A 20,556-nucleotide genomic window follows, 5' to 3' on the forward strand; every position below is an offset into this window, starting at 1 on the left:
GCAGCTCATTGGGGAACATATCGCTGTTCCGAATGAGGCCCATCGATAGTAAGAGAAATAAACCGCGCAGGCGCGAGCTTCGCCTGGAAGAATTCGGTGATTTCCTCCTTCTCCTCCGGTGTCAGCGACAGTGCAAGGCTGTTCGGCCAGCGCCCCTGCTGGAATGCCGCCAGCTCCGGGGCGTTCCGGGAGCGCAGGAGTTCCAGGGCATCGCTCCACCAGGTGCGCTTGCAGGCCAGGGCATAGGGGTTGTCCGGCATGGCGCAGCCGAAGGCCAGGCTGCGCCCGACCTCGCGCAAGGGCTCTTGCAGGGTTCGCAGCTTCCACTTGGCCTGGAGCTTGTCGAGGGGCGATGGGCGGGGTTTTTCGGTGGGAACGTCCAGGCAGAGGTCGATGAGTTCCGGCGTGTACCGCTCGCCGTACATCTCGAAGAACACCGAGATCATTTCGTGGAAGAAGCGCTTCGACGCGGAATAGTGGCGAATGCTTTTCTTCGCCTCGATCAGGGTCTTGCAGTAGAGCGAAAAGGACAGGGCGATCTGCCCGACCACGCTGTCGGCGATGCCGAAGCTCTGCCAGCGATCCAGGCGGCGGATGGCATCCCGTACCAAGGGGCGGTTGCTGGCGGCCAGGCCGTAGACGCCGGACGCGCACAACCTGAGATCATGCGCCGGCATGCCCCCCTGGGTAACGAGTCCCGCGACCAGGCCGGCATATTCGGGCAGGTGCATGGCTTCGCCCCAGGTATGCCGGATTTCATCCACCACGCAGGTGTCATGGTCGATATTGGCCAGCAAGGTCGATGGGTCGGCGAGGAAAAACGTGTCCGTGTCCATGAACAGCGTCTTCTCGGCGTATTCCAAGCCCATTTCCATGACACAGGCCTTGCGCCGATAGATGCATCGCCCCTCCCCCAGCCACCTGTCCAGGACCTCACGGGACAACGAAACGATTTCGACCGGCCAACCCGAGAAATGCCGGGGCACGTCCGTCATCACCCGAATGGGAATGGAGCTGCGCTCCCGCCCTAGACGCGCCAATGCGGTGAGAATGGAAAACTTGGTTTCGAGGCGATGGTTGCGTTGATCGCCGTGGCAAAAATAGAGGATCTGACTTTCCGACTTCATCGCTGACCGTACCTGAATGGCAACAGGGACCGAACGTTCGGGGCACCCACGACGGGTACCGACGAGGCCTGCCGCTACAGTATTTGTCCGAGAAGTTGGCTAACTTAGTTCAGCACTGCGGAGTCGTGACGAATTTCTTCGGCATCTGATAGCAACCTCACATCACAATTGCCAACCATAAAGGTTTTGGCAGCGTGGCTGCCGCCACGGACAGGAGGATGCGCGGAGAGGAACGGGGCAGGCTCGATACCTGCCCCTTCGGCTCATGCCGCCTGAGCGTAGAGCGCCCTACCGTGGTCGAGGCACTGGTCGACCAGCCATTTTCCATGAGCGATGGAGGCGTGCTGGGCTTTTTCCAAGTCGGCCAGGAAGGCGTGGTCCAGGGGCAACGGGAAGCGCCGCGTGGTCCGTCCCTCGGGATCGGTGATGCGGCATCCGCCAGCCCAGGGCGTCGGGCTGCCCGCATACTGCAGGACCTCGGCAGTGATGATGTAGTCGCGGTAGGTGCAGTGCATCGTGCTCATTGGCTCACCTCACATTGCTGAGGGCTCTGCCACATCACGGTGGCTCGGCCGGGTTGTCCCCCTGTGGCAAGTTGGCAAATCGCGCCAGCGGCCCGGTACGCGATAACGACCAAGCCGTCTTGGGAGGGTACACCCCGATCGGCATTCGTGAAGTGCCGATGGTCCGAACGTATCGGCAAGATTTTTTCACGCTGTTTGTCGATCGACGCGCTCCCGGTTCGACAATGATACGAACCGCCCCAATCACGGCGCCCTCACACAAGGAGCTTCCCCATGGTGACCGACATTTTCGTCAACCTGCCCGTCAGGAACCTGCAGCAGTCCATCGCGTTCTTCACCCGGCTGGGCTTTACCTTCAATCCCGAATACACCGATGAGACCGCCACCTGTATGGTCGTGGCCGAGCACATCTACGTGATGTTGCTGGTGGAAGAGAAATTCCAGGGCTTCACGCCGAAGCCGTTGTGTGATGCGCGGAAAGCTACCGAAGTGCTGGTGTGCCTGTCGCTGCCGGACCGTGCCGAGGTCGATGGCATGGTGGAAAAAGCCGTGGCAGCTGGAGGACGTACCTACCACGAGCCGCAGGACCACGGCTTCATGTATCAGCATGGTTTCGAGGATCTGGACGGCCATATCTGGGAACTGGTCGCGATGGCGCAGGCAGCGGAACAGTGACGGTATCTGGAGCGTTCGCAGCGCCGCCCGGCTCCGCGAACGCTCCGGGACAATTCGCCGCATCCCCCGCCCCGACCGAGCGCTTACACTGCCGCCCGACGACGCCCGGCAGAAACGCGTCGCATCTGCTTTGTGTGTAGACCTTCCCTATCGCCCCACAGCGAGGTTTACCCATGGCCATCACATCCGCCGATATCTGCACCGCCGCCGACCGCCTCAAGGGATTCGTCGGTTTCAACCGCAAGACCGGCAAGTACATCGTCCGCTTCAGCGAGGACTCGTTCGGCATGGACGTCGACGAAGACAGCATCGCCCTGGCCTGCGAGTTCGTCTGGTGCCCGGCGGAGGGCGACGTGGCGCGTCTCAGCCGCGAGCGGATTCGTCTGTTGCTGGAGCAGAACATCAACGACCGCCTGGACCTCGGCGAACCGCTGCTCACTTACCTGCGCCGCGAAGACCTGCCGGAGATTCTCGCCCGCCGCCAGGTGCTCCAGGCGGATGCCGGTTGAACCGATGTCTAGAGGACATAGCGCCACACCGCCACGAAGTGCAGCAGGCTGCCGGCGATGACGAACAGGTGCCAGATACCGTGCCAGTGGCGGAAACGGCTGTCGTAGGCGAAGAACAGGATGCCCACGGTGTAGGCCACGCCGCCACTGGCCAACCAGAGGAAGCCGGGGGTGCCCAAGGCGTCGATCAGCGGCTCGACGGCGATCAGTACGATCCAGCCCATCACCGCGTATATCACGATGGAGAGGATGCGCGCCTCCGAGCGCGGCTTGATTTCCTGCAGCATCCCGATCACCGCCAGGCCCCAGACGATGCCGAACAGCGTCCAACCCCAGGCACCCTGCAAGGTCACCAGGCAGAACGGTGTGTAGCTGCCGGCGATCATCAGGTAGATGGACAGGTGGTCGAGCTTGCGCAGGACCACCTTGGCCCTTCCGCGAAGGCTGTGGTACAGCGTCGAGATGCTGTACAGCACCACCAGCGAAAAACCGTAGATGGCGACGCCGACGATCTTGCGCGGGTCGCCGCCGAGACCGGCCAGCACCAGCAGCCATACCGCGCCGATCGTCGCCAGCACGGCGCCGACCAGATGGGTCCAGGCGTTGAAACGTTCCCCGTGATACATGTGTTGCAAACCCTTGCTCATTCATCCAGCCGGGCACGATACCCGAGATATTCGTGCCTGTAGCACGCCGAAAGGTGTGTCGCCGCAATCGCAGGCTTTCGCCACGGGTATGCTGGTGCGCCGAACCTGCCCAGGAGGAGATCGACAATGAGCCGTAGCGACTTTCACCATGAACACGCCGAGCGGGCCCATGCCGAGGCCGTGCGTCTGCTGGCGCAGCGCGAAGCCCTCGGTGGACGCTGGCTGGCCTGGGTCGCCACGGAGCTGTACCGGCTGAGTCCAGCGGAGTATGTCGCCATGGTACGCCGCGAGCTAGAGCGGCTGGCCGCACAATCGAGTGTCTAACCACACAGACAGTTCTGTGAACTAATCAACCCCATCGAGAATGCCAATGAGGCGCTCGGAGAGGCCGTCGTTATGCTCGGGGCACCGATTGCACAGGAGCCGTAGCATGACTGCCAGAGCGCACGAACCCTCCCACCTCGACGACGAAACCCTGGACTTCGCCACCCGCGTGTTCGATTACGCCCGCAGCGGGGACAGCGAGGCGCTGGTCACGTTGCTGGAACAGGGCCTGCCGCCGGACCTGCGCAACCACCGCGGCGACAGCCTGCTCATGCTGGCCAGCTACCACGGCCATCTGCAGACCAGCCGGATATTGCTGGCCCACGGCGCCGACCCGGACCTGCGCAACCAGAGCGGACAGACGCCTCTGGCCGGCGCGGTATTCAAGGGCGACCTGCCGATGATCCAGTTGCTGCTGGAGCACGGCGCCGAAGTGGACGGCACGACGCCGGATGGCAAGACGGCGCTGGCGATCGCCGCCCTCTTCGACCGGGTCGAGGCGATCGACCTGCTGCTGGCGCATGGCGCCGATCCGCAGCATCGCGATGCCAACGGCCTCACCCCGCTGGACGCCGCCCAGCGCATGGGCGCCCTCAAGGCTGCAGAGCGCCTGCTATATGCCAGTTAAGCGGCGAGCCGCTAGAAAATGCTGTTCCAGAAGCGTTTGAAGGCGTTCGGTTTCGGCGCCTCCGGCTCGCTCGACACCTCCGGCTCGGCTGGAGAAGCGGGCTCGACCTCCGGCCGCGCCGCCGCCTGCCCCCGGCGCATGCGTTGCTCGTGGCTATCCCACAGCTTGAGCAGATCGGGGCTGTCCGGCCGCGCCTCCAGGCCGTGCTTAATGTAAGCCCGCGCCAGGTCGTAATCGCGCCGTCGATAGGCTTCCTCGCTGAGCCTGCCATAGACCAGCGCTACCCGGTTCAGGCCATCCAGCGCCTGGGGCTGGGCCGGGTCGAGCGCCAAGGCCTGGCGGAAATAGAAGACCGCACTGTCGTCGTCGGGAGCCAACCAGTGTTCTTCGACGAAGCGCTGCTCGGCCAGGCGCAGGTAGCCGTCGATACGGGCCTGCCGCACCCGCTGCAACCCTTGCTCGGCCTCCTGATTGCCTTCGTCGATCAGCAGGACCTGGCGGAAGAAGTGTTCGGCGTTGTCTTCCGAGGGCTCTACCAGGCGGCCAGCGGCCAGGCGCTGCTCGCCCTGCTCCAGCAGGTCGGCGATCTTCATCCGTTGATGCACGTAGAGTCCGGCACTGCTCGCGCCGGCGACCAGCAATAATCCGCCAAGCGCCCAGGCCAGCCAGAACATGACCGGACGGCGGTGGCGTTCGCTCCGGGCGACGGGTACAGGTTCGGGGTCGGACGCTGGCCCTGGCTCAGGCTCGAGTCCCCAGGTCGGCTCCAGATCGGGCGGAGGTGCCGATTCCGCCGCCTCGACCTCCGGCATCCGCCGCGGTACCTCTTCCGGCTCCGCCGAAGGAACGATGGCTTCGGGCTCCGCTTCCGGCTCGGCCGATTCGACTATCGGCTCGAATGCAATCACCGGCTCGGGCTCGGGCTCGGGCTCGGGCTCGGGCTCGGGCTCGATTTCAGGTTCCGGCTCTCGCTCCGGTTCGGCAATGGCCTCTGGCTCGAATTCCGGCGCGGGCTCCACTACGGCTTCCGGTTCGGGCTCAGGCTCGGCGATACGTTCCGGCTCCGGCTCGGGTACCGGCTCCGCGACAGGCGTCACGACAGCCGGCATGGGTGGTGTATTGGGCAACGGAACGAAACGGGTCGCGTCCACATCGACATTCGCCAGCTCATCCAACGCCTGCAACAACGCGCGGCAACTGGTGAAGCGTTCATCGGGGCGCTTCGCCAGCATGCGGTCGAGCAGCGGCTGGTAGGCGACCAGATGGATCGGCAACGGCGGCGGCTCCATCTGCACGTGGTTCATGACCGTCTGGGTGTAGCTGGGGCCGCGGAACGGATTGACCCCGGTGAGCATTTCCTGGAGCACCACGCCCAGGCTGTAGATGTCGGTGCGCGCATCCAGGGGCAGGCACTGGGTCTGCTCGGGACTGCTGTAGGCCGGGCTGCCGATGGCGATGCCGATACCGGTCAGCTCGCTGTCCATTTCCAGCGCCTTGGCGATGCCGAAGTCGGTGATCACCACCGAGCCGTCGTCGCGGAAGAGGATGTTCGCCGGCTTGACGTCGCGGTGGATCATGCCGTGCTCGTGCACCACGGCGAGCCCCGTGGCGATCTGGCGGACGATGTCCAGTGCCCGCTTCGGATGGAAGATTTCCCCCTTGCGCTGGGACAGGTCGCCGCCGCCCACGTATTCCATGGCCAGGTAGTAGCGGCCATCGGCCAGTTTGTCGATGTCGTGGATGGTGATGATCGAGGGGTGATGCAGCGAGGCGACGATGTGGCCCTCGCGGATGAAACGCTTGTTGAACGCTTCGTCGTTGGCGCTGAGCAGCACCTTGACCGCCACTTTGCGATGCAGCGACTCCTGGGTCGCCAGGAAGACTTCAGCCATCCCCCCAGTGCCCAACCGGCTATGCACGATATAGCCGGGTATCTCGGGTAATCTCACGTCCATGGAAGAATCCGCGCGCGTCCGGTGATTGATTTCTCGGCAAGCCGGACCCCGTACTACCCGTTCGTCTCCGACCTGAGTTAGTAAGAGAGATCCGTTTTTCGATAGTTCCCAAGTGCCGCCATTCCCGAAATAGGAATGGCGGAACCTGTAACGAACGTCACGTTTATCGCATCGATCAGGGGCGGATACGCTCGTAGGCGCCCAGGTCGCACACTGCCACCCCATCTCCATCGCCATCCTGCGGACGGGGTACGCCGCGCTGGTCGTGGCGGGTGCAACTGCCGATGCCGGCATCCAGTGCCGGGCTGCCCTTGCGCAGCGCATGGGTCTGCGTCGTGCCTTTGTTGTTCGACAGCACGTGCAGGACCTTGCGGAACGTCAGCGCATCATCCACCAACACATCGGCGGTGCAGTTGCCGGTATCGGCGCCCAGCAGCAGCCCGATGGCCCGATAGGTGCCGAGGGTCGCGCAGTTGGCCGGCGATCCGCCGAGCCGGTTGCCGGCGACCAGGCTGTTGCGGATCAGCAGGTTGCCGCTGTTGCTCACGCCCAGCCCGTCGTTGCCGGCGATGGTCACGTTGACCAGGCGCGCCTGGACATTGGCATCCTCGGCGAAACGGGCGAAGCCATTGGTCAGCACCCCGTTGGTTTCGATGCCCTGATTGCCGCTGAGGGTGCTGTTGGTCAGCAACAGTCGGCCGCCGGCGCGGTTGGCGATGGCGCTGCCGCCCCCTCCGAACAGGGGCACGCCCGCCGCGTTGTCGACGAAGGTGGTGCGGGCCACGTCGGCGACGCCTTCGTTGTACAGCGCGCCACCCTGGCCGTAGTCCCCATCGCTGTCGGTCACGCTGTTGCGGCGCAGGGTGCTGTCGCGCAGCAGCAGGTCGCCCCGGTTGAAAATCGCGCCGCCGCGACCGAAGAAGCCCTCGTCGCCGTTGGAATTGTTGCCCTCGAACAGGGCATGGCTGACGCTCAGGCTGGCGAAGTTGGCGATGGCCCCGCCCTGACCCTGGATACCGGCATCGGCACGGTTGTTCAGGAAGCTGACCCGGTGCACCACGGTTTCCCCGTCGTTGCGGACGGCGCCGCCGTAGGTATCGGCCAGGCCGTCGCGCAGGGTCAACCGGCGCAGCTGCAGCCGCGCGTCCGGCAGCACTTCGATCAGTCGCTCGGTGCTGCCCTGGATGACCGAACCATCCTGCGACGCGCCGACCAGGGTGATATCGCCCCGGATATCCAGATCGCCCCGCACACCGTCGTCCTCGTCGGGGTCGGGGTCTTCGTCGGGATTCCAGACGGGGTCGGGCAAGGTCAGGCTGTAGGTGGCCTCGCGCAGGATGACGCGGTGCGAACCGGGCATGGCGTTGGCCCGGTAAAGCGTTTCACGCAGCGAACAGGCCGTGGTACAGCCGGGGTCGAAACTGTCGCTGGTCTTGTCGACGACGAAATCCGCGGCGGTGGCCGCGAACGGAGCGGTCAGGCAGAGTGCGCCCAAGGCGCGGAAGAAAGGGAATGCGGGCATGGCACAGGCTCCATCCAAGTGAAAGATTCCTTGTCGGAGACTGCCCGGCTTCCGGCAGACAACGAGGTTGGCCGGCGGGTCGGGATGGCCGGCCGGCTCTACGTAGACCGATGGGGGACGAAGGGGTTCTCCGGAAGCGGCCCTTACCAGGTACCGACCGTCGCCTGGTTGCCAGGCTGATGCACAGACCGCTTTTGGTAGGAGCCAGCTCTGCTGGCGAAAACTTCTGCGCGGCTCGTCTATGAATCTCCGCGTGGGAGCGAACTCATCCGCGAATGACCAGCAGCCGGCTCACGAATGAATTGGCTCCCACGGCCGGGTCAGCTGGCGCGGGCCAGGTTGCGCAGGGCCTTGACCTCGTCATGGTTGCGCTGAACGCCCTGGCACTGTTTTTCCACCAGCAGGCGCACGTTGGCCGGCAGGTCTTTCTCCAGCGCTTCGCGGTAGGACTTCAGCGCCACGTCCTCGCCACGTTCGCATTCGTTGAGAATGGCTTCGTCGCTCTTGCCGGTGATCATGGATTTCAGATCGACCCAGCGCCGGTGCAGGTTGCCGGCGATGCTCGAACTGGTTTCGGGTTCGCCGCCCAGCGAACGAACCATCTCCTGCAGTTCGCGCGCCGCCTCGGCGCAACCCAGGGCACGCTGGCTGAAAGTGCTTTTCAACTGGGTGCTCTTGATCCCTTCGGCGCACTCACGGAAGCCTTTCTCGCCGTCCTTGCAGGTTTCGATCAGGTCGTTGAGTACCGAAATCACGTCTTTGTTGTCCATTTCGCTCTCCTCTGAATCAGAAGGTGCTCATCGGCCAAACCGCTCTGGTCCGGCCGCCTGTTAGGGTGGACTGCCCGTTTTCGGGAAAGGTTCAGGGGGTTCCGATGGGAGGGACAGATCACTCGCTCCCGGTCAGATCATGGAGGTAGGCGAGCACCGAAGGTGGCTCGTAAGCCTGCATGCGTGCAACCTTGTCGCGGATGAAAGCGTCGAACAGGTCCGGGTCCTGGAAATAGACGCCGGTGAAGAGCGCCATGTAGGTCTTGCGGCCATCCCAGAAGGAAAACATGTTGCCGACAGGGCGACCGTGGATGGTCAGCAGGTAAAGCCGCGCCCCCTCGCCATAGCGATGGGTCAGTTCGATCGGCGTCCTCTCCAGCTCGCTGAGCTGTCGCCCGAGCGCGAAACCCAGCTCCCAGCCCGTGGCATCGCCCAGCGAGGACTGGGCGGTGAAATGCCGGTTGAAGCTGTTGATCAGGTAGAAGTCGCCGGCCCCCGATTGCTCGTAGGACAGTTCCACTCCCTGGCCGGCGTAGGTCATCGTCTTATGGAAACGCCCGGGGCGGGCAAGCGTCAGCGTTACGCCGAAATCCCGGAAGTCCTGCTCCGTCAGCAGCAAACCGCGTTCATCCCCGCCGAGGTCGCTGCCCATGCTGCAGGCTGCAAGCAGGCACACCACCACGAACGCGGCCGCGCACTTCATCACATGGCTCATCGAAACATCCCTGTCGATCCATCAATGGCGGCGGAGCATGCCATAGCCGCGCGCCAACATGAATCTCCCGCTTCGCTTTCTCCGACGTCACGGCGTGCCGGTCGCCTGCCTGGCCTGCTGCCGTTTGAGGAAGTCGATCTTCCATTGCTCCATGCCGAGGAATTCCGAGTCCAGGTTGGCCTCCACACCGTGCGCCTGCTTGAGGGCGGCGATGGCGTCGTGGCGCTCGGCCAGGAAGCGGTCGAAACGCTCGATCAGCGCTGGATGGCGCGTGCTGACGAGATAGAAACTGCCCCGGGTATGCGGCAGCGCGGGATCGAAGACCAAGGCGCCGGGCCGGGCCCGGATATGGTCGAGATAGTGCGTGGCCACCACCACGTTGTAGTAGGCGCCGTCGCTGTCCTTGCGCAGGGCCTGGCGGATCATCTGGCGCAGGTCGGCACTGTGCACCAGGACGGTCTGCCCGCTGGCGATGCGCTCGCGATAGGCGGCGGGCGTCCAGCCCTCCACCAGGGCCAGGCGTTCGAGCGTATCGACACCCTGCCCGACCCGCCGGGGCGCCACCAGCACGCCGTCCACGTAGTGCACCACCGGTCGGCTGTAGTACAGGGCGCGACCGGCCTTGGCGGGGCCGGCCCACTCCGGGCTGTCCGGGTACTTGAGGTCGATGCTTCCGTCCAGCAAGGCCTGTTGCAGGTCGGCCACCGGCAGCGGCCGATAGATCACCTGCACGCCGCTATCGCGGGCGAACAGGTCGAGCAGCTCGCGGGCGAACCCCTGGTATTCCCCGTGCGCATCGACCTGGTAATGCGGCGCGAACGCCGCCTGCTCGACGCCGACCACGTAGGTCTGCGCCGCCGCATGGCCGGCCGCCAGGGAAAGAATGAACAGACTGCAGAGTGCCTTGGGCGTCACGATGCCTCCCGATTGATTGTTATTGTCGAGACGGAGGGCCGCACGGCGATGCGGCCGAAGAAGCGGGGACGGAATGCGCGGCGGTCAGCCGCCGGTCATGCTCATGAACCTCACCACCTGCACCTGCTCGTCGGCGGAGAAGTGATGGCGCTCCGGCTTCAGCCGCAGCGCGTCGATCAGCGCGGCGCGCAACCGTTCGCTGTCGCCCGGATGGCGGCGCAGCAGGCGCTTGAGATCGAGTGCGCCCTCGTGCCCCAGGCAGAGCACCAGTTTGCCTTCGGCGGTGACCCGCACGCGGTTGCAATCGCCGCAGAAATTGCGGCTGTGGGGTGAGATGAAGCCGACCTGGGTGTCGCTGCCCAGAACCTGCCAGTAGCGCGACGGGCCACCGGTACGATGACTGCTGGGCAGCAGTTGGAAGCGTTGCTCCACCAGCGCACGAACCTCGTCGCTGGTGCACAGGGTGATCTTGCGTTCGTGGCTGGATACCGAGCCCAGCGGCATTTCTTCGATGAAACTGATGTCCAGGCCTTTTTCCACGGCGAAGGCGACGAGATCCTGCACTTCGTCGTCGTTGCGCCCCTTCTGCACCACGCTGTTGAGCTTGATCCGGCTGAAGCCGGCGGCTCGCGCCGCCTCGATGCCCGCCAGTACCTGGTCGAGACGGTCCCGGCGGGTGAACGCGGCAAAACGGTCGCGGCGCAGGGAGTCGAGGCTGATGTTCAGGCGGCGGACACCCGCACGGCGCAGGTCGGCAGCCATGTGACCGAGCTGCGAGCCGTTGGTGGTGATCGCCAGGTCGTCCAGTTCGGTGCGTGCCCCCAACTGTCCGAGCAGGCCGAGCAGCCCCTTGCGCACCAGCGGCTCCCCGCCGGTCACGCGGATGCGTCGCACGCCGAGGCCGATGAAGGCATCGGCCACCGCATAGAGCTCTTCCAGGCTGAGAATCTGGGCGCGCGGAGCGAAGACCATGTCTTCGCTCATGCAATAGGTGCAACGGAAGTCGCAGCGGTCGGTGACCGACAGACGCAGGTAACTGATGCGCCGACCGAAGGGGTCGATCAGGTGGATGTCGCTCATGGCGGTTCTCCTTACTACTCAAGGAGCCGGAAAGGGCATTCGGGCCGCAATGCCGCGAATGGAAACAGAAATTCATATTTTTGTATACATAAAATGCGACAGAAGGCCGCGCCCGAACCCGGACGGGCACACCGGCCGTCGGCTTGAGCCACGCGCAAGGCCGGTGCTAGCATGCCGCGATTCGCTGCCCGGCTGGGCAGCGCCAGGAATCGACAAGGGCCTATGACCAGTATTCGCGAGCGCAACAAAGAGCTCATTCTGCGCGCAGCCAGCGAAGAGTTCGCCGACAAGGGTTTCGCCGCCACCAAGACCAGCGACATCGCCGCCAAGGCCGGCCTGCCCAAGCCCAACATCTATTACTACTTCAAGTCGAAGGAAAACCTCTACCGCGAGGTGCTGGAAAGCATCATCGAGCCGTTGCTGCAAGCCTCCGCACCGTTCAACCAGCCGGGCCATCCCGCCGACGTGCTGCGTGCCTACATCCGCTCGAAGATCCGCATCTCCCGCGAACTGTCCTACGCCTCCAAGGTGTTCGCCAGCGAGATCATGCACGGCGCGCCGCATCTGTCCGCCGAGCAGACCGAACAGCTCAACCGCCAGGCCAAGCACAACATCGCCTGTATCCAGAGCTGGATCGACCAGGGCCTGATGGCCAAGGTGGACCCGCACCATCTGCTGTTCAGCATCTGGGCAGCGACCCAGACCTACGCCGACTTCGACTGGCAGATTTCCACCGTCACCGGCAAGGCCAGCCTCGACGACGCCGACTACGAAGCCGCGGCCGATACCATCATCCGGTTGGTGTTGAAAGGCTGCGAAGTCGAGCAGGCGCCGGCCGGCGGCAGCCAGGCCAGGAGTGCTTGAGGACAGGCCCAAATCTGCTGTTGTGGCTTGAGATAGAGCCCTCTAGCACAGCCGCTGACAGGTGCGTGACGCCTCCCTCTCCCCCGGCCCCTCTCCCGTAAACGGGATAGGGGAGATTTCGTGCTGCCCGGCGTAACGAAGTAATCCTGACGCTCTGGCATTGCCAGAGAGATTGCAGAAGAGGTGGGACCAACTCCGACGCCCCGTCAGGAGGCCGAGCGGAATCGTCGTGTAGGGGGTTGAGCGGCCTGGATACCGCGAGAGCTGCGATTGGCCAGGGATGACCCTTCGCAGGGGGCCGCCGAGGTCGGGCCCCCGGAACGGCGATGGAGGGAGGGGAGTCGAGCGAAGCATGACGGGGACGCCTAGTTCCGGATGCCGGGGCAAGCCCTCTTGGTTACTTCTAGGCGATTCGCCCCTCACACCGGCTCCGGCTCGAATGGCATTTCCTGCTGCTCCAGCTTGACCAACGCCTGGTGCAGCTCCGCTCGCGACAGGCCGACGTGCAGTTCGAAGTCGTGATCGTCGACCTGATGCCCCGAACAGAGCAGCCGCGCCGCCGCGCGCAAGGCGGCATATTCGCGGCGACTGAGAAGGTTCGGGGAAACGGCCTGGACCGCCTGGTAAAGCGCCTCGTGGACGCGCTCCGGCTGGCTGGAGGTGATCACCAGGTCGTAGCTTTGCTGGAGGTTGTACAAGGTGTCGACGATGGCGTCGTGAACGGCAGTCGATGGCATGGCGGATATCCCCTGTGTCTGCAAAGGAATCGACGCGACCTTCTGGCGGTGTGCCGAACGGCTCCGCCCTGCGTGACGAGCCCGGAATACTGCAACATCCATCCCACTACGAATGTGCCCAATGCCACATTTTCACCCAAGAAACACGCCATTGCCTTACGCAACCGCTAGGAACGCAATCGCCCGCAGCCGTATAAAAACAGACGGGCAAAAAAAACCGGTCGGCAGCGATGCACGACCGGTGAAGCACTATCGAAACGTTGCCTGGCCCGGGGAGTTGAAGCCTCCCGCCTGGGCTCAGTCGGCGGCCGGGGCCGCCGTGAGGGCGATCAGCCCGCCTGGTATTCCCGCTCGGCTTCTTCGAAGCGCTTGAGCATGGAAGCCGACGGCGCCTTGTCCAGTAGGCTGAACACGACGATGCCGATGCTGGCGAAGAGGAAGCCCGGAATGATTTCGTACAGGCCCAGCCAGCCGAACTGCTTCCAGACGATCACGGTGATCGCACCGATCAGCATGCCGGCCAGGGCGCCGTTGCGGGTCATACGGTTCCACATCACGGAGATCAGTACCACCGGGCCGAAGGCGGCGCCGAAACCGGCCCAGGCGTAGGACACCAGGCCCAGTACGCGGTTTTCCGGGTTGGAAGCAAGGAAGATGGCGACCAGCGCCACCAGCAGCACCATGCCACGGCCGACCCAGACCAGTTCGCGCTGGCTGGCGCCTTTACGCAGGAAGGACTTGTAGAAGTCTTCGGTCAGGGCGCTGGAGCACACCAGCAGCTGGCAGCTCAGGGTGCTCATGACCGCGGCCAGGATGGCGGACAGCAGGACACCGGCGACCCAGGGGTTGAACAGGACCTTGGCCAGCTCGATGAACACTCGCTCGGGGTTCTCGGACACCGCACCGGCAACGTCCGGATGGGCCGAGAAATAGGCGATGCCGAAGAAGCCCACGGCGACGGCGCCACCGAGGCAGAGGATCATCCAGGTCATGGAGATACGACGAGCCTTGGCGATGGACTTCACCGAATCGGCGGCCATGAAGCGCGCCAGGATGTGCGGCTGGCCGAAGTAGCCCAGGCCCCAGGCCATCAGCGAGATGACGCCGACGAAGGTGGCGCCCTTGAGCATGTCGAAGTTGGTGGCGTTCTGCATCTCGATGGCGGCGAAGGTCGGATCGATACCGCCGGTAGCCAGCATCACCACGACCGGAGTCAGGATCAGCGCGAAGATCATCAGGCTGGCCTGCACGGTGTCGGTCCAGCTCACCGCGAGGAAGCCACCCACGAAGGTGTAGGCGATGGTGGCCGCGGCGCCGGCCCAGAGGGCGGTCTCGTAGGACAGGCCGAAGGTGCTCTCGAACAGACGGGCACCGGCGACGATGCCGGAGGCGCAGTAGATGGTGAAGAACACCAGGATCACCACGGCGGAGAAGATGCGCAGCACGCGGCTGGAGTCTTCGAAGCGGTTGGTGAAGTAATCCGGGAGTGTCAGGGCATTGCCGTTGTGCTCGGTCTGCACGCGCAGGCGACCGGCGACGAACAGCCAGTTCAGGTAGGCACCGACGATCAGGCCGATGGCGATCCAGCTTTCCGACAGGCCGGAGAGGTAAACGGCACCCGGCAGGCCCATCAGCAGCCAGCCACTCATGTCCGAAGCGCCCGCGGACAACGCGGTGACGAAGCTGCCGATGCTGCGGCCGCCGAGGATGTAGTCGGAGAAGTTGTTGGTGGCGCGATAGGCCGCCAGGCCGATCAGTACCATCAACGCGATGTAGATCACGAAGGTGACTAGCGTGGGTGTGGTGATGCTCATGAGCACTCCCTGAGTTTGTTTTTATCCAGACACGGAGGGTAGCCCGTGCCCTTGGTTGGCAGTGGACGCCCGCTTCTGACGGGTATCCGCCGGCGGGGCTGCGCCCCGTCGATACGAAAGCGGGCGAGTGTCCAGGACACCCGCCCGCCCTCTGATCACTCCGCGTCCGCCAGTGCAGCAGCGAAGCCGTTCCTTTCCCGGCAACGAACGCCGGCAATGTCGAATTCTCCGATGATCCGCCGCGCCCCGTGCCTCCTGGCCCGGGCGAAGTCCCGCCTGATCCGGCTCCCCTGCCGGATTGGACGCAGCCGTCCTCGCGTGGCTTCAAGCCATACGCCGGGGCCTTGCAGGGCAAGGACCAGGGCGGCTGGCTGGCGAATGGGCGGAATTTAGAGATTCGGGGAGGGGCTTTCTTGCGAGAAACTCTGGAGTTTTGTCGAAAAACTCCGAATGTCCGACAAGCCGCCGATTTCAGTCCGTCCCGCGCATGCGCTTCGGCGTCAACCCCAGGTAGCGCCGCATCGCCGAGGTCAGCGCACTCTGGCTGGAAAAACCGCACTCTTCGGCGATCCGCACCAGCGGCAAGGGGCTTTCCCGCAGCATCCGCGCCGCGCGGTCGAGACGGGTCTTGAGCAGGTACTGATGCGGGGTCAGCCCGACGCTGTCCTTGAACTGGGCGTGGAAGTGGCTGGGGCTGAGGCAGGCGACCTGCGCCAGTTCGGCGACGCTGATGCGCCGCGCCAGGTGCTCGCCGATGTAGGCGTCGAGGCGTTCGAGGTCGAGCGGGCCGACCACCCGCGTCGGCTGCTCGCCGAACAGGCGCAGGTGCAAGGCACGCAGCAGCACGCCACCCAGCGAGCGGGCCAGCAGCGGGTCGTTGCCGTAACGCTCCAGCTCCGCGCCGGCGTAGCTCAGCAGGTTCTGGAAATCCGCATCCAGCGCCGGATAGCGCGGAATGTCGAACAGTCGCAGGAGCAGGTCGCGGTCCTCGGGGGACACGCCCTGCTCGTCCAGGTCGATGACCAGCATGCGGTTGTCGCCCATGCCGGCGAAAGAGTGGTCGGCATCGCCCGGCACCAGGCAGGCGCGCATGCGGCAGACTTCGCCGCCGCGCCCGCTGACGTCGAACTCGGCGCGGCCGGCCAGTGACAGCACCAGTTGGTGATGGCCGTGGGCATGATCGTGAGCCTGTTCATCCAGGCGGATCAGGCGGGTACAGAACATCGAAACTCTCGGATGAAACGTGCAAGGGCGAACTTTACCGAGTCGAAGGGGGTGGCGTCAGCCCAGCCGACAGGCGGAACCGGTTCGTTCCGGGCTCGACTGGCCAGTATCTTGCTATTACCCGGTCATTCCACTGTCACGGAAGGAGCCGTGCCCTTGCTCTCCTCGCCCCGCTTCGCCGCCTCTGATCGCAGCCACACCGACACAGGTTTCTGGTTGATCGCCGCCCTCTGGCTCTGCGGCATTCCCCTTGCGACGGCCGGCCATGTCTGGGCCGCGCTGGCCACCCTGGCCATCGGCCTTTTGCTTTATCAACGGCAGCATCGGCGCCAGCAAGCCCTGTGGGACCGGCTGCAAAGCGCACTGGCGCAATTGGGTAGTGCCGGCCCGTCCGAACTGCACGCGCTGATCGTCGCCAGCGGCCAGGCGCGCCATGCCGCCGAGCGGCTGCGCAGCGAAGTACAGTTCGCCGGCCAAGCGCTCGATGAGATGGCCGCCCTGGCCGAGCGACGCAGCGCCGACCAGGGCCGGCAGGTCGAGTGCATCGCCCAGGCCAGCGGCGAGATCGGTCACACCCTGGCGCAGATTCATCGGCTCGGCCAACAGGCGATGAGTGCTCTCCGCTCCGCGCACCAAAAAAGTGAAGCCGGCCGCCACGACGCCCAATCGGTGGGCAACGCCATGAGCGGCATCCGCGCGAGCCTGGGCCGTACCGCCAGCGCAGTCAGTCAGCTCCTGGACCACGCCAGTGCCGTCGAAAAAGCCCTGCACAGCATCCAGAGCCTTGCCAGGCAAACCCAGTTGCTGGCCCTCAACGCGTCCATCGAGGCAGCCCGTGCCGGCGAGCACGGCCGCGGCTTCGCGGTGGTCGCCGACCAGGTGCGCCAGTTGTCCCAGGCCAGCGACCAGGCGGTCCAACAGATCGCCGGCGTGGTCACCGATATCGGCCAGGCGGTGCGCAGCGTGCACCATGAAGTCGAGGAACACCGCCAGTTGCTCGACCACGGAGCCGGGCAGAGCGAAGCCCTGGCGGAAGATTTGCATCAGCTCGCCGACCAGAGCCAGCGCAGCCTGACCGAACTGCTCAGCCTGCAACAGGCGTTGGACGAACATGAAGCGGCCAGCCAGGCCCTTCACGAACAACTGGAGCGGATCGGCGAAGCGGTGAACCTGCAGCGCGAGCAGAGCCACGCACTGCATGGGTTGACCCAGTACCTGACCCGCCTGACCACCGATGCGAGGTGATGCATGGAAATCTGGCTCGCCGCCGGACTCGGCGGCTTACTGCTGGTGCTCGGCCAATGGCTCTGCCGATTGGCTACGCAACGCCATCACAGCACGCTCGACCAGCTCGACAACCAGGCCCTGCAACTGGCGCTGGAGCTGTTGCAGAACCTGCAGAAACACCGTGGCCTGGGCAGCCAGAACGACGACATCGGCCGCCGTCAGCGCGAAGCCATCGCCGCCCAGCTCGACGAGCTGTGGCAGCGTTGGCCGGCCGAGGCCCTGGACCTGCCGGAGATCGCCGACGCCTGGCCGCGCCTGCGCGTCAAACCGCAGGATTTCAACGCTCATAATCAGCTGATCGAGTGCCTGCTGGGCGCCATCCATCTGCTCGAACTGCGCCTGGGCGAACGCAACGGACAGATCACCGCCGGCCTCGGCGAGGCCTGCCGCTCGCTGGAAGACCTGGCCCGGCTGCGCGGCCTCGCCGTGCGCGCCGCCAACCACTCGCGCTGCCCGCTGGAGCTGCAGATCCAGATGCGCTACCTGTGCCAGCGCCTGGCCGGCCCGTCCTGCGAAAGCCGCATCCGCGACATCGTTGCCCGCCTCGACAGCGAATTGATCGCCGCGCCGCAGGTACGCCTGGCGCCGGCGGATTGCTTCGCCCTGCTCACCCCGATCATCGACGAACGCCTGCAAGGGCTGCGCCTGAGCCTGGCCTGATCCGGCCCGCTCCGGAGGGAGCGGCCTGTCACAACGCGAGGGACAATCCCCGGGTCCCTCACAGTTCGTTACATCCCATCCTCCCATCGCATTGAAATGTCAGCGGCATACCCCATCTACCCCTGTATCGCGAACGTACAGGGTGCCGCATGAACGACCACAACCCGAACATCGATCCAGACATCATCGAAGAACAGGCGGAGAAGCCCGGCAGCACTGGCCTCGCCCTGCCGGTCCAGTCGCTGCCCGACAAGCTCTACATCATGCCGATCCACAACCGGCCGTTCTTTCCAGCCCAGGTGCTGCCGGTGATCGTCAACCAGAACCTCTGGGACGAGACCCTGCAACGGGTCGCCAACACCGCCCATCACTGCCTGGCGCTGTTCTATGTCGAAAATCCCGCGCCGGATGCCGAAAACTTCGATCCGGACAGCCTGCCCGAGCACGGCACCGTGGTGCGCATCCACCACGCCAGCAAGGATGGCGAAAAACTCCAGTTCGTCGCCCAGGGCATCACCCGGGTGCGCATCCGCGGCTGGCTGAGCCGCAAGCCACCCTACTTGGTGGAAGTAGATTACCCGCAGGCCGCCGCCGACCCACGCGACGAAGTGAAGGCCTATGGCATGGCCCTGATCAACGCAATCAAGGAACTACTGCCGCTCAACCCGCTGTACAGCGAAGAGTTGAAGAACTACCTGAACCGCTTCAGCCCCAACGACCCGGCACCGCTGACCGATTTCGCCGCCGCCCTCACCACGGCACCGGGCCATGAATTGCAGGAAGTGCTGGACACCGTGCCGATCCTCAAGCGCATGGAGAAGGTCCTGCCGCTGCTGCGCAAGGAAGTCGAAGTCGGCCGCCTGCAGAAAGAGCTGTCCGCCGAGGTCAACCGCAAGATCGGCGAGCGCCAGCGCGAGTTCTTCCTCAAGGAGCAGTTGAAGATCATCCAGCAGGAGCTGGGCATCACCAAGGACGATCGCAGCGCCGACATCGATGAGTTCCGCGCCCGCCTGGAGGGCAAGACGGTGCCGCCGGCCGCGCAGAAACGCATCGACGAGGAACTGAACAAGCTGTCGATCCTCGAGACCGGCTCGCCGGAATACGCCGTTACCCGTAACTACCTGGACTGGGCCACCGCCCTGCCCTGGGGCATCTACGGCAAGGACAAGCTCGACCTCAGGCACGCCCGCAAGGTGCTCGACAAGCACCATGCCGGTCTGGACGACATCAAGAACCGTATCCTCGAATTCCTCGCCGTCGGCGCCTTCAAGGGCGAGATCGCCGGCTCCATCGTCCTGTTGGTCGGCCCGCCCGGCGTGGGCAAGACCAGCATCGGCAAGTCCATCGCCGAATCGCTGGGGCGCCCCTTCTACCGCTTCAGCGTCGGCGGCATGCGCGACGAGGCGGAGATCAAGGGCCATCGCCGCACCTATATTGGCGCCCTGCCGGGCAAGCTGGTGCAGGCCCTGAAGGAAGTCGAGGTGATGAACCCGGTGATCATGCTCGACGAAATCGACAAGCTCGGTGCCAGCTACCAGGGCGATCCGGCGTCCGCCTTGCTGGAGACCCTCGACCCCGAGCAGAACGTGGAATTCCTCGACCACTATCTCGACCTGCGCCTGGACCTGTCCAAAGTGTTGTTCGTCTGCACCGCCAACACCCTGGACTCGATCCCCGGGCCGCTGCTCGACCGCATGGAGGTGATCCGCCTCTCCGGCTATATCGCCGAAGAGAAGCTGGCCATCGCCAAACGCCACCTGTGGCCCAAGCAACTGGAAAAGGCCGGCGTGCCGAAACAGCGCCTGTCCATCAGCGACAGCGCCCTGAAACTGCTGATCGAAGGCTACGCCCGCGAGGCGGGCGTGCGGCAACTGGAGAAGCAACTCGGCAAAGTGGTCCGCAAGTCGGTGGTCAAGCTGCTGGACGACCCGGACAGCACGGTGAAGGTCGGTCCGAAGGACCTCGAGGACTACCTGGGCATGCCGGTGTTCCGCACCGAGCAAGTGATGTCCGGCGTGGGCGTCATCACCGGGCTGGCCTGGACCAGCATGGGCGGCGCCACCCTGCCGATCGAGGCCACGCGCATCCACACGCTGAACCGCGGCTTCAAGCTCACCGGCAAGCTCGGCGAGGTGATGAAGGAGTCGGCGGAAATCGCCTACAGCTACATCAGCTCGCACCTGAAGAAGTACAAGGGCGACCCGGCGTTCTTCGACCAGGCCTTCGTCCACCTGCACGTGCCGGAAGGCGCCACGCCCAAGGATGGCCCCAGCGCCGGCATCACCATGGCCAGCGCCCTGCTCTCCCTGGCGCGCAACCAGGCGCCGAAGAAGGGCGTGGCCATGACCGGCGAACTGACCCTGACCGGCCAGGTACTGCCGATCGGCGGAGTGCGTGAGAAGGTCATCGCCGCGCGCCGGCAGAAGATCTTCGAGCTGATCCTGCCGGAAGCCAACCGGGGCGACTTCGCCGAACTGCCGGACTACCTCAAGGAAGGCCTGACCGTGCACTTCGCCAAGCGCTATGCCGATGTGGCCAAGGTGTTGTTCCCGTAAGCCCCGCTTTTCGTAGGAGCCAGC

20 protein-coding genes are annotated in these 20,556 nt (G+C 64.8%); 8 read left to right on the forward strand and 12 right to left on the reverse strand.

The annotated features are described in order from the left end of the window. Positions 1-5 precede the first annotated feature (5 nt). Together PIN01S_RS14260 and PIN01S_RS14265 are read right to left on the reverse strand one after the other, a co-directional pair. Entirely contained in the window at positions 6-1,127 is a 1,122-nt protein-coding gene (locus PIN01S_RS14260) for a hypothetical protein (protein WP_084336350.1), read from the reverse strand. Positions 1,128-1,390: 263 nt separating this feature from the next. Continuing rightward, positions 1,391-1,651: a hypothetical protein gene (locus PIN01S_RS14265; RefSeq protein ID WP_084336351.1), complete on the reverse strand. Its 261-nt coding sequence runs from the start codon at positions 1,649-1,651 to the stop codon at positions 1,391-1,393. 273 nt (positions 1,652-1,924) lie between these two features. Between PIN01S_RS14265 and PIN01S_RS14270 the strand changes: the two genes are divergently transcribed. Beyond that, on the forward strand, positions 1,925-2,326 hold the full coding sequence (locus PIN01S_RS14270) for a VOC family protein (RefSeq protein WP_084336352.1): 402 nt from the start codon (positions 1,925-1,927) through the stop codon (positions 2,324-2,326). Positions 2,327-2,499: 173 nt separating this feature from the next. Next, the gene (locus tag PIN01S_RS14275) at positions 2,500-2,835 is read left to right on the forward strand and encodes a DUF2025 family protein (RefSeq protein WP_084336353.1); all 336 of its coding nucleotides are present in this window, start codon (positions 2,500-2,502) and stop codon (positions 2,833-2,835) included. Between the two features lie 8 nt (positions 2,836-2,843). On the opposite strand, the gene trhA is transcribed toward PIN01S_RS14275, so the two are convergent. Beyond that, a complete protein-coding gene (gene trhA, locus PIN01S_RS14280) occupies positions 2,844-3,461 on the reverse strand; it encodes a PAQR family membrane homeostasis protein TrhA (RefSeq protein ID WP_084336354.1) in 618 nt (205 codons plus the stop codon). Between the two features lie 147 nt (positions 3,462-3,608). Between trhA and PIN01S_RS14285 the strand changes: the two genes are divergently transcribed. Both PIN01S_RS14285 and PIN01S_RS14290 read left to right on the forward strand, forming a co-directional pair. Continuing rightward, positions 3,609-3,806 carry a hypothetical protein gene (locus tag PIN01S_RS14285; RefSeq protein WP_084336355.1) on the forward strand — a complete coding sequence of 66 codons (198 nt, stop codon included), beginning with the start codon at positions 3,609-3,611 and terminating at the stop codon, positions 3,804-3,806. Positions 3,807-3,912: 106 nt separating this feature from the next. Continuing rightward, complete coding sequence (locus tag PIN01S_RS14290; protein WP_084336356.1) at positions 3,913-4,434, forward strand: ankyrin repeat domain-containing protein; 522 nt, start codon at positions 3,913-3,915, stop codon at positions 4,432-4,434. Between the two features lie 11 nt (positions 4,435-4,445). Here PIN01S_RS14290 and PIN01S_RS27140 read toward each other — a convergent pair whose 3' ends face one another. The 6 genes from PIN01S_RS27140 to moaA all read right to left on the reverse strand — a co-directional run bounded on the left by PIN01S_RS27140 (position 4,446) and on the right by moaA (position 11,391). Beyond that, positions 4,446-6,389, reverse strand: a complete 1,944-nt coding sequence (locus tag PIN01S_RS27140; RefSeq protein ID WP_244506009.1) for a serine/threonine-protein kinase — start codon at positions 6,387-6,389, stop codon at positions 4,446-4,448. Positions 6,390-6,564: 175 nt separating this feature from the next. Continuing rightward, positions 6,565-7,911 (reverse strand): choice-of-anchor Q domain-containing protein, encoded by a 1,347-nt coding sequence (locus PIN01S_RS14300; RefSeq protein WP_084336357.1) that lies wholly within the window; start codon positions 7,909-7,911, stop codon positions 6,565-6,567. 320 nt (positions 7,912-8,231) lie between these two features. Then, complete coding sequence (locus tag PIN01S_RS14305; protein WP_084336358.1) at positions 8,232-8,681, reverse strand: ferritin-like domain-containing protein; 450 nt, start codon at positions 8,679-8,681, stop codon at positions 8,232-8,234. A gap of 118 nt (positions 8,682-8,799) precedes the next feature. After that, positions 8,800-9,396, reverse strand: coding sequence for a hypothetical protein (locus tag PIN01S_RS14310; protein WP_084336359.1), 597 nt, complete (start codon positions 9,394-9,396; stop codon positions 8,800-8,802). An 87-nt stretch (positions 9,397-9,483) separates the two neighbouring features. Further along, the gene (locus tag PIN01S_RS14315) at positions 9,484-10,311 is read right to left on the reverse strand and encodes a transporter substrate-binding domain-containing protein (RefSeq protein WP_084336360.1); all 828 of its coding nucleotides are present in this window, start codon (positions 10,309-10,311) and stop codon (positions 9,484-9,486) included. An 84-nt stretch (positions 10,312-10,395) separates the two neighbouring features. Continuing rightward, a complete protein-coding gene (gene moaA, locus PIN01S_RS14320; protein ID WP_084336361.1) occupies positions 10,396-11,391 on the reverse strand; it encodes a GTP 3',8-cyclase MoaA in 996 nt (331 codons plus the stop codon). 222 nt (positions 11,392-11,613) lie between these two features. Between moaA and PIN01S_RS14325 the strand changes: the two genes are divergently transcribed. Next, positions 11,614-12,255, forward strand: a complete 642-nt coding sequence (locus tag PIN01S_RS14325; protein WP_084336362.1) for a TetR/AcrR family transcriptional regulator — start codon at positions 11,614-11,616, stop codon at positions 12,253-12,255. 419 nt (positions 12,256-12,674) lie between these two features. On the opposite strand, the gene PIN01S_RS14330 is transcribed toward PIN01S_RS14325, so the two are convergent. The 3 genes from PIN01S_RS14330 to PIN01S_RS14340 all read right to left on the reverse strand — a co-directional run bounded on the left by PIN01S_RS14330 (position 12,675) and on the right by PIN01S_RS14340 (position 16,030). Continuing rightward, entirely contained in the window at positions 12,675-12,992 is a 318-nt protein-coding gene (locus PIN01S_RS14330; RefSeq protein WP_084336363.1) for a hypothetical protein, read from the reverse strand. 329 nt (positions 12,993-13,321) lie between these two features. Next, positions 13,322-14,806: a sodium/proline symporter PutP gene (gene putP / locus PIN01S_RS14335; RefSeq protein WP_084336364.1), complete on the reverse strand. Its 1,485-nt coding sequence runs from the start codon at positions 14,804-14,806 to the stop codon at positions 13,322-13,324. 471 nt (positions 14,807-15,277) lie between these two features. Further along, positions 15,278-16,030: an AraC family transcriptional regulator gene (locus PIN01S_RS14340; RefSeq protein WP_084336365.1), complete on the reverse strand. Its 753-nt coding sequence runs from the start codon at positions 16,028-16,030 to the stop codon at positions 15,278-15,280. 681 nt (positions 16,031-16,711) lie between these two features. Here PIN01S_RS14340 and PIN01S_RS27605 point away from each other — a divergent pair. The 3 genes from PIN01S_RS27605 (at position 16,712) to lon (ending at position 20,532) form a co-directional block, all read left to right on the forward strand. Next, positions 16,712-17,275, forward strand: coding sequence for a methyl-accepting chemotaxis protein (locus PIN01S_RS27605; protein ID WP_423814487.1), 564 nt, complete (start codon positions 16,712-16,714; stop codon positions 17,273-17,275). Positions 17,276-17,278: 3 nt separating this feature from the next. After that, entirely contained in the window at positions 17,279-17,977 is a 699-nt protein-coding gene (locus PIN01S_RS14350; protein WP_084336366.1) for a hypothetical protein, read from the forward strand. 149 nt (positions 17,978-18,126) lie between these two features. Continuing rightward, complete coding sequence (gene lon, locus PIN01S_RS14355; protein WP_084336367.1) at positions 18,127-20,532, forward strand: endopeptidase La; 2,406 nt, start codon at positions 18,127-18,129, stop codon at positions 20,530-20,532. The last annotated feature ends 24 nt before the right edge of the window (positions 20,533-20,556 follow it).

It is taken from the genome of Pseudomonas indica NBRC 103045, from assembly GCF_002091635.1.
Classification (GTDB): Bacteria; Pseudomonadota; Gammaproteobacteria; order Pseudomonadales; family Pseudomonadaceae; genus Pseudomonas_M; species Pseudomonas_M indica.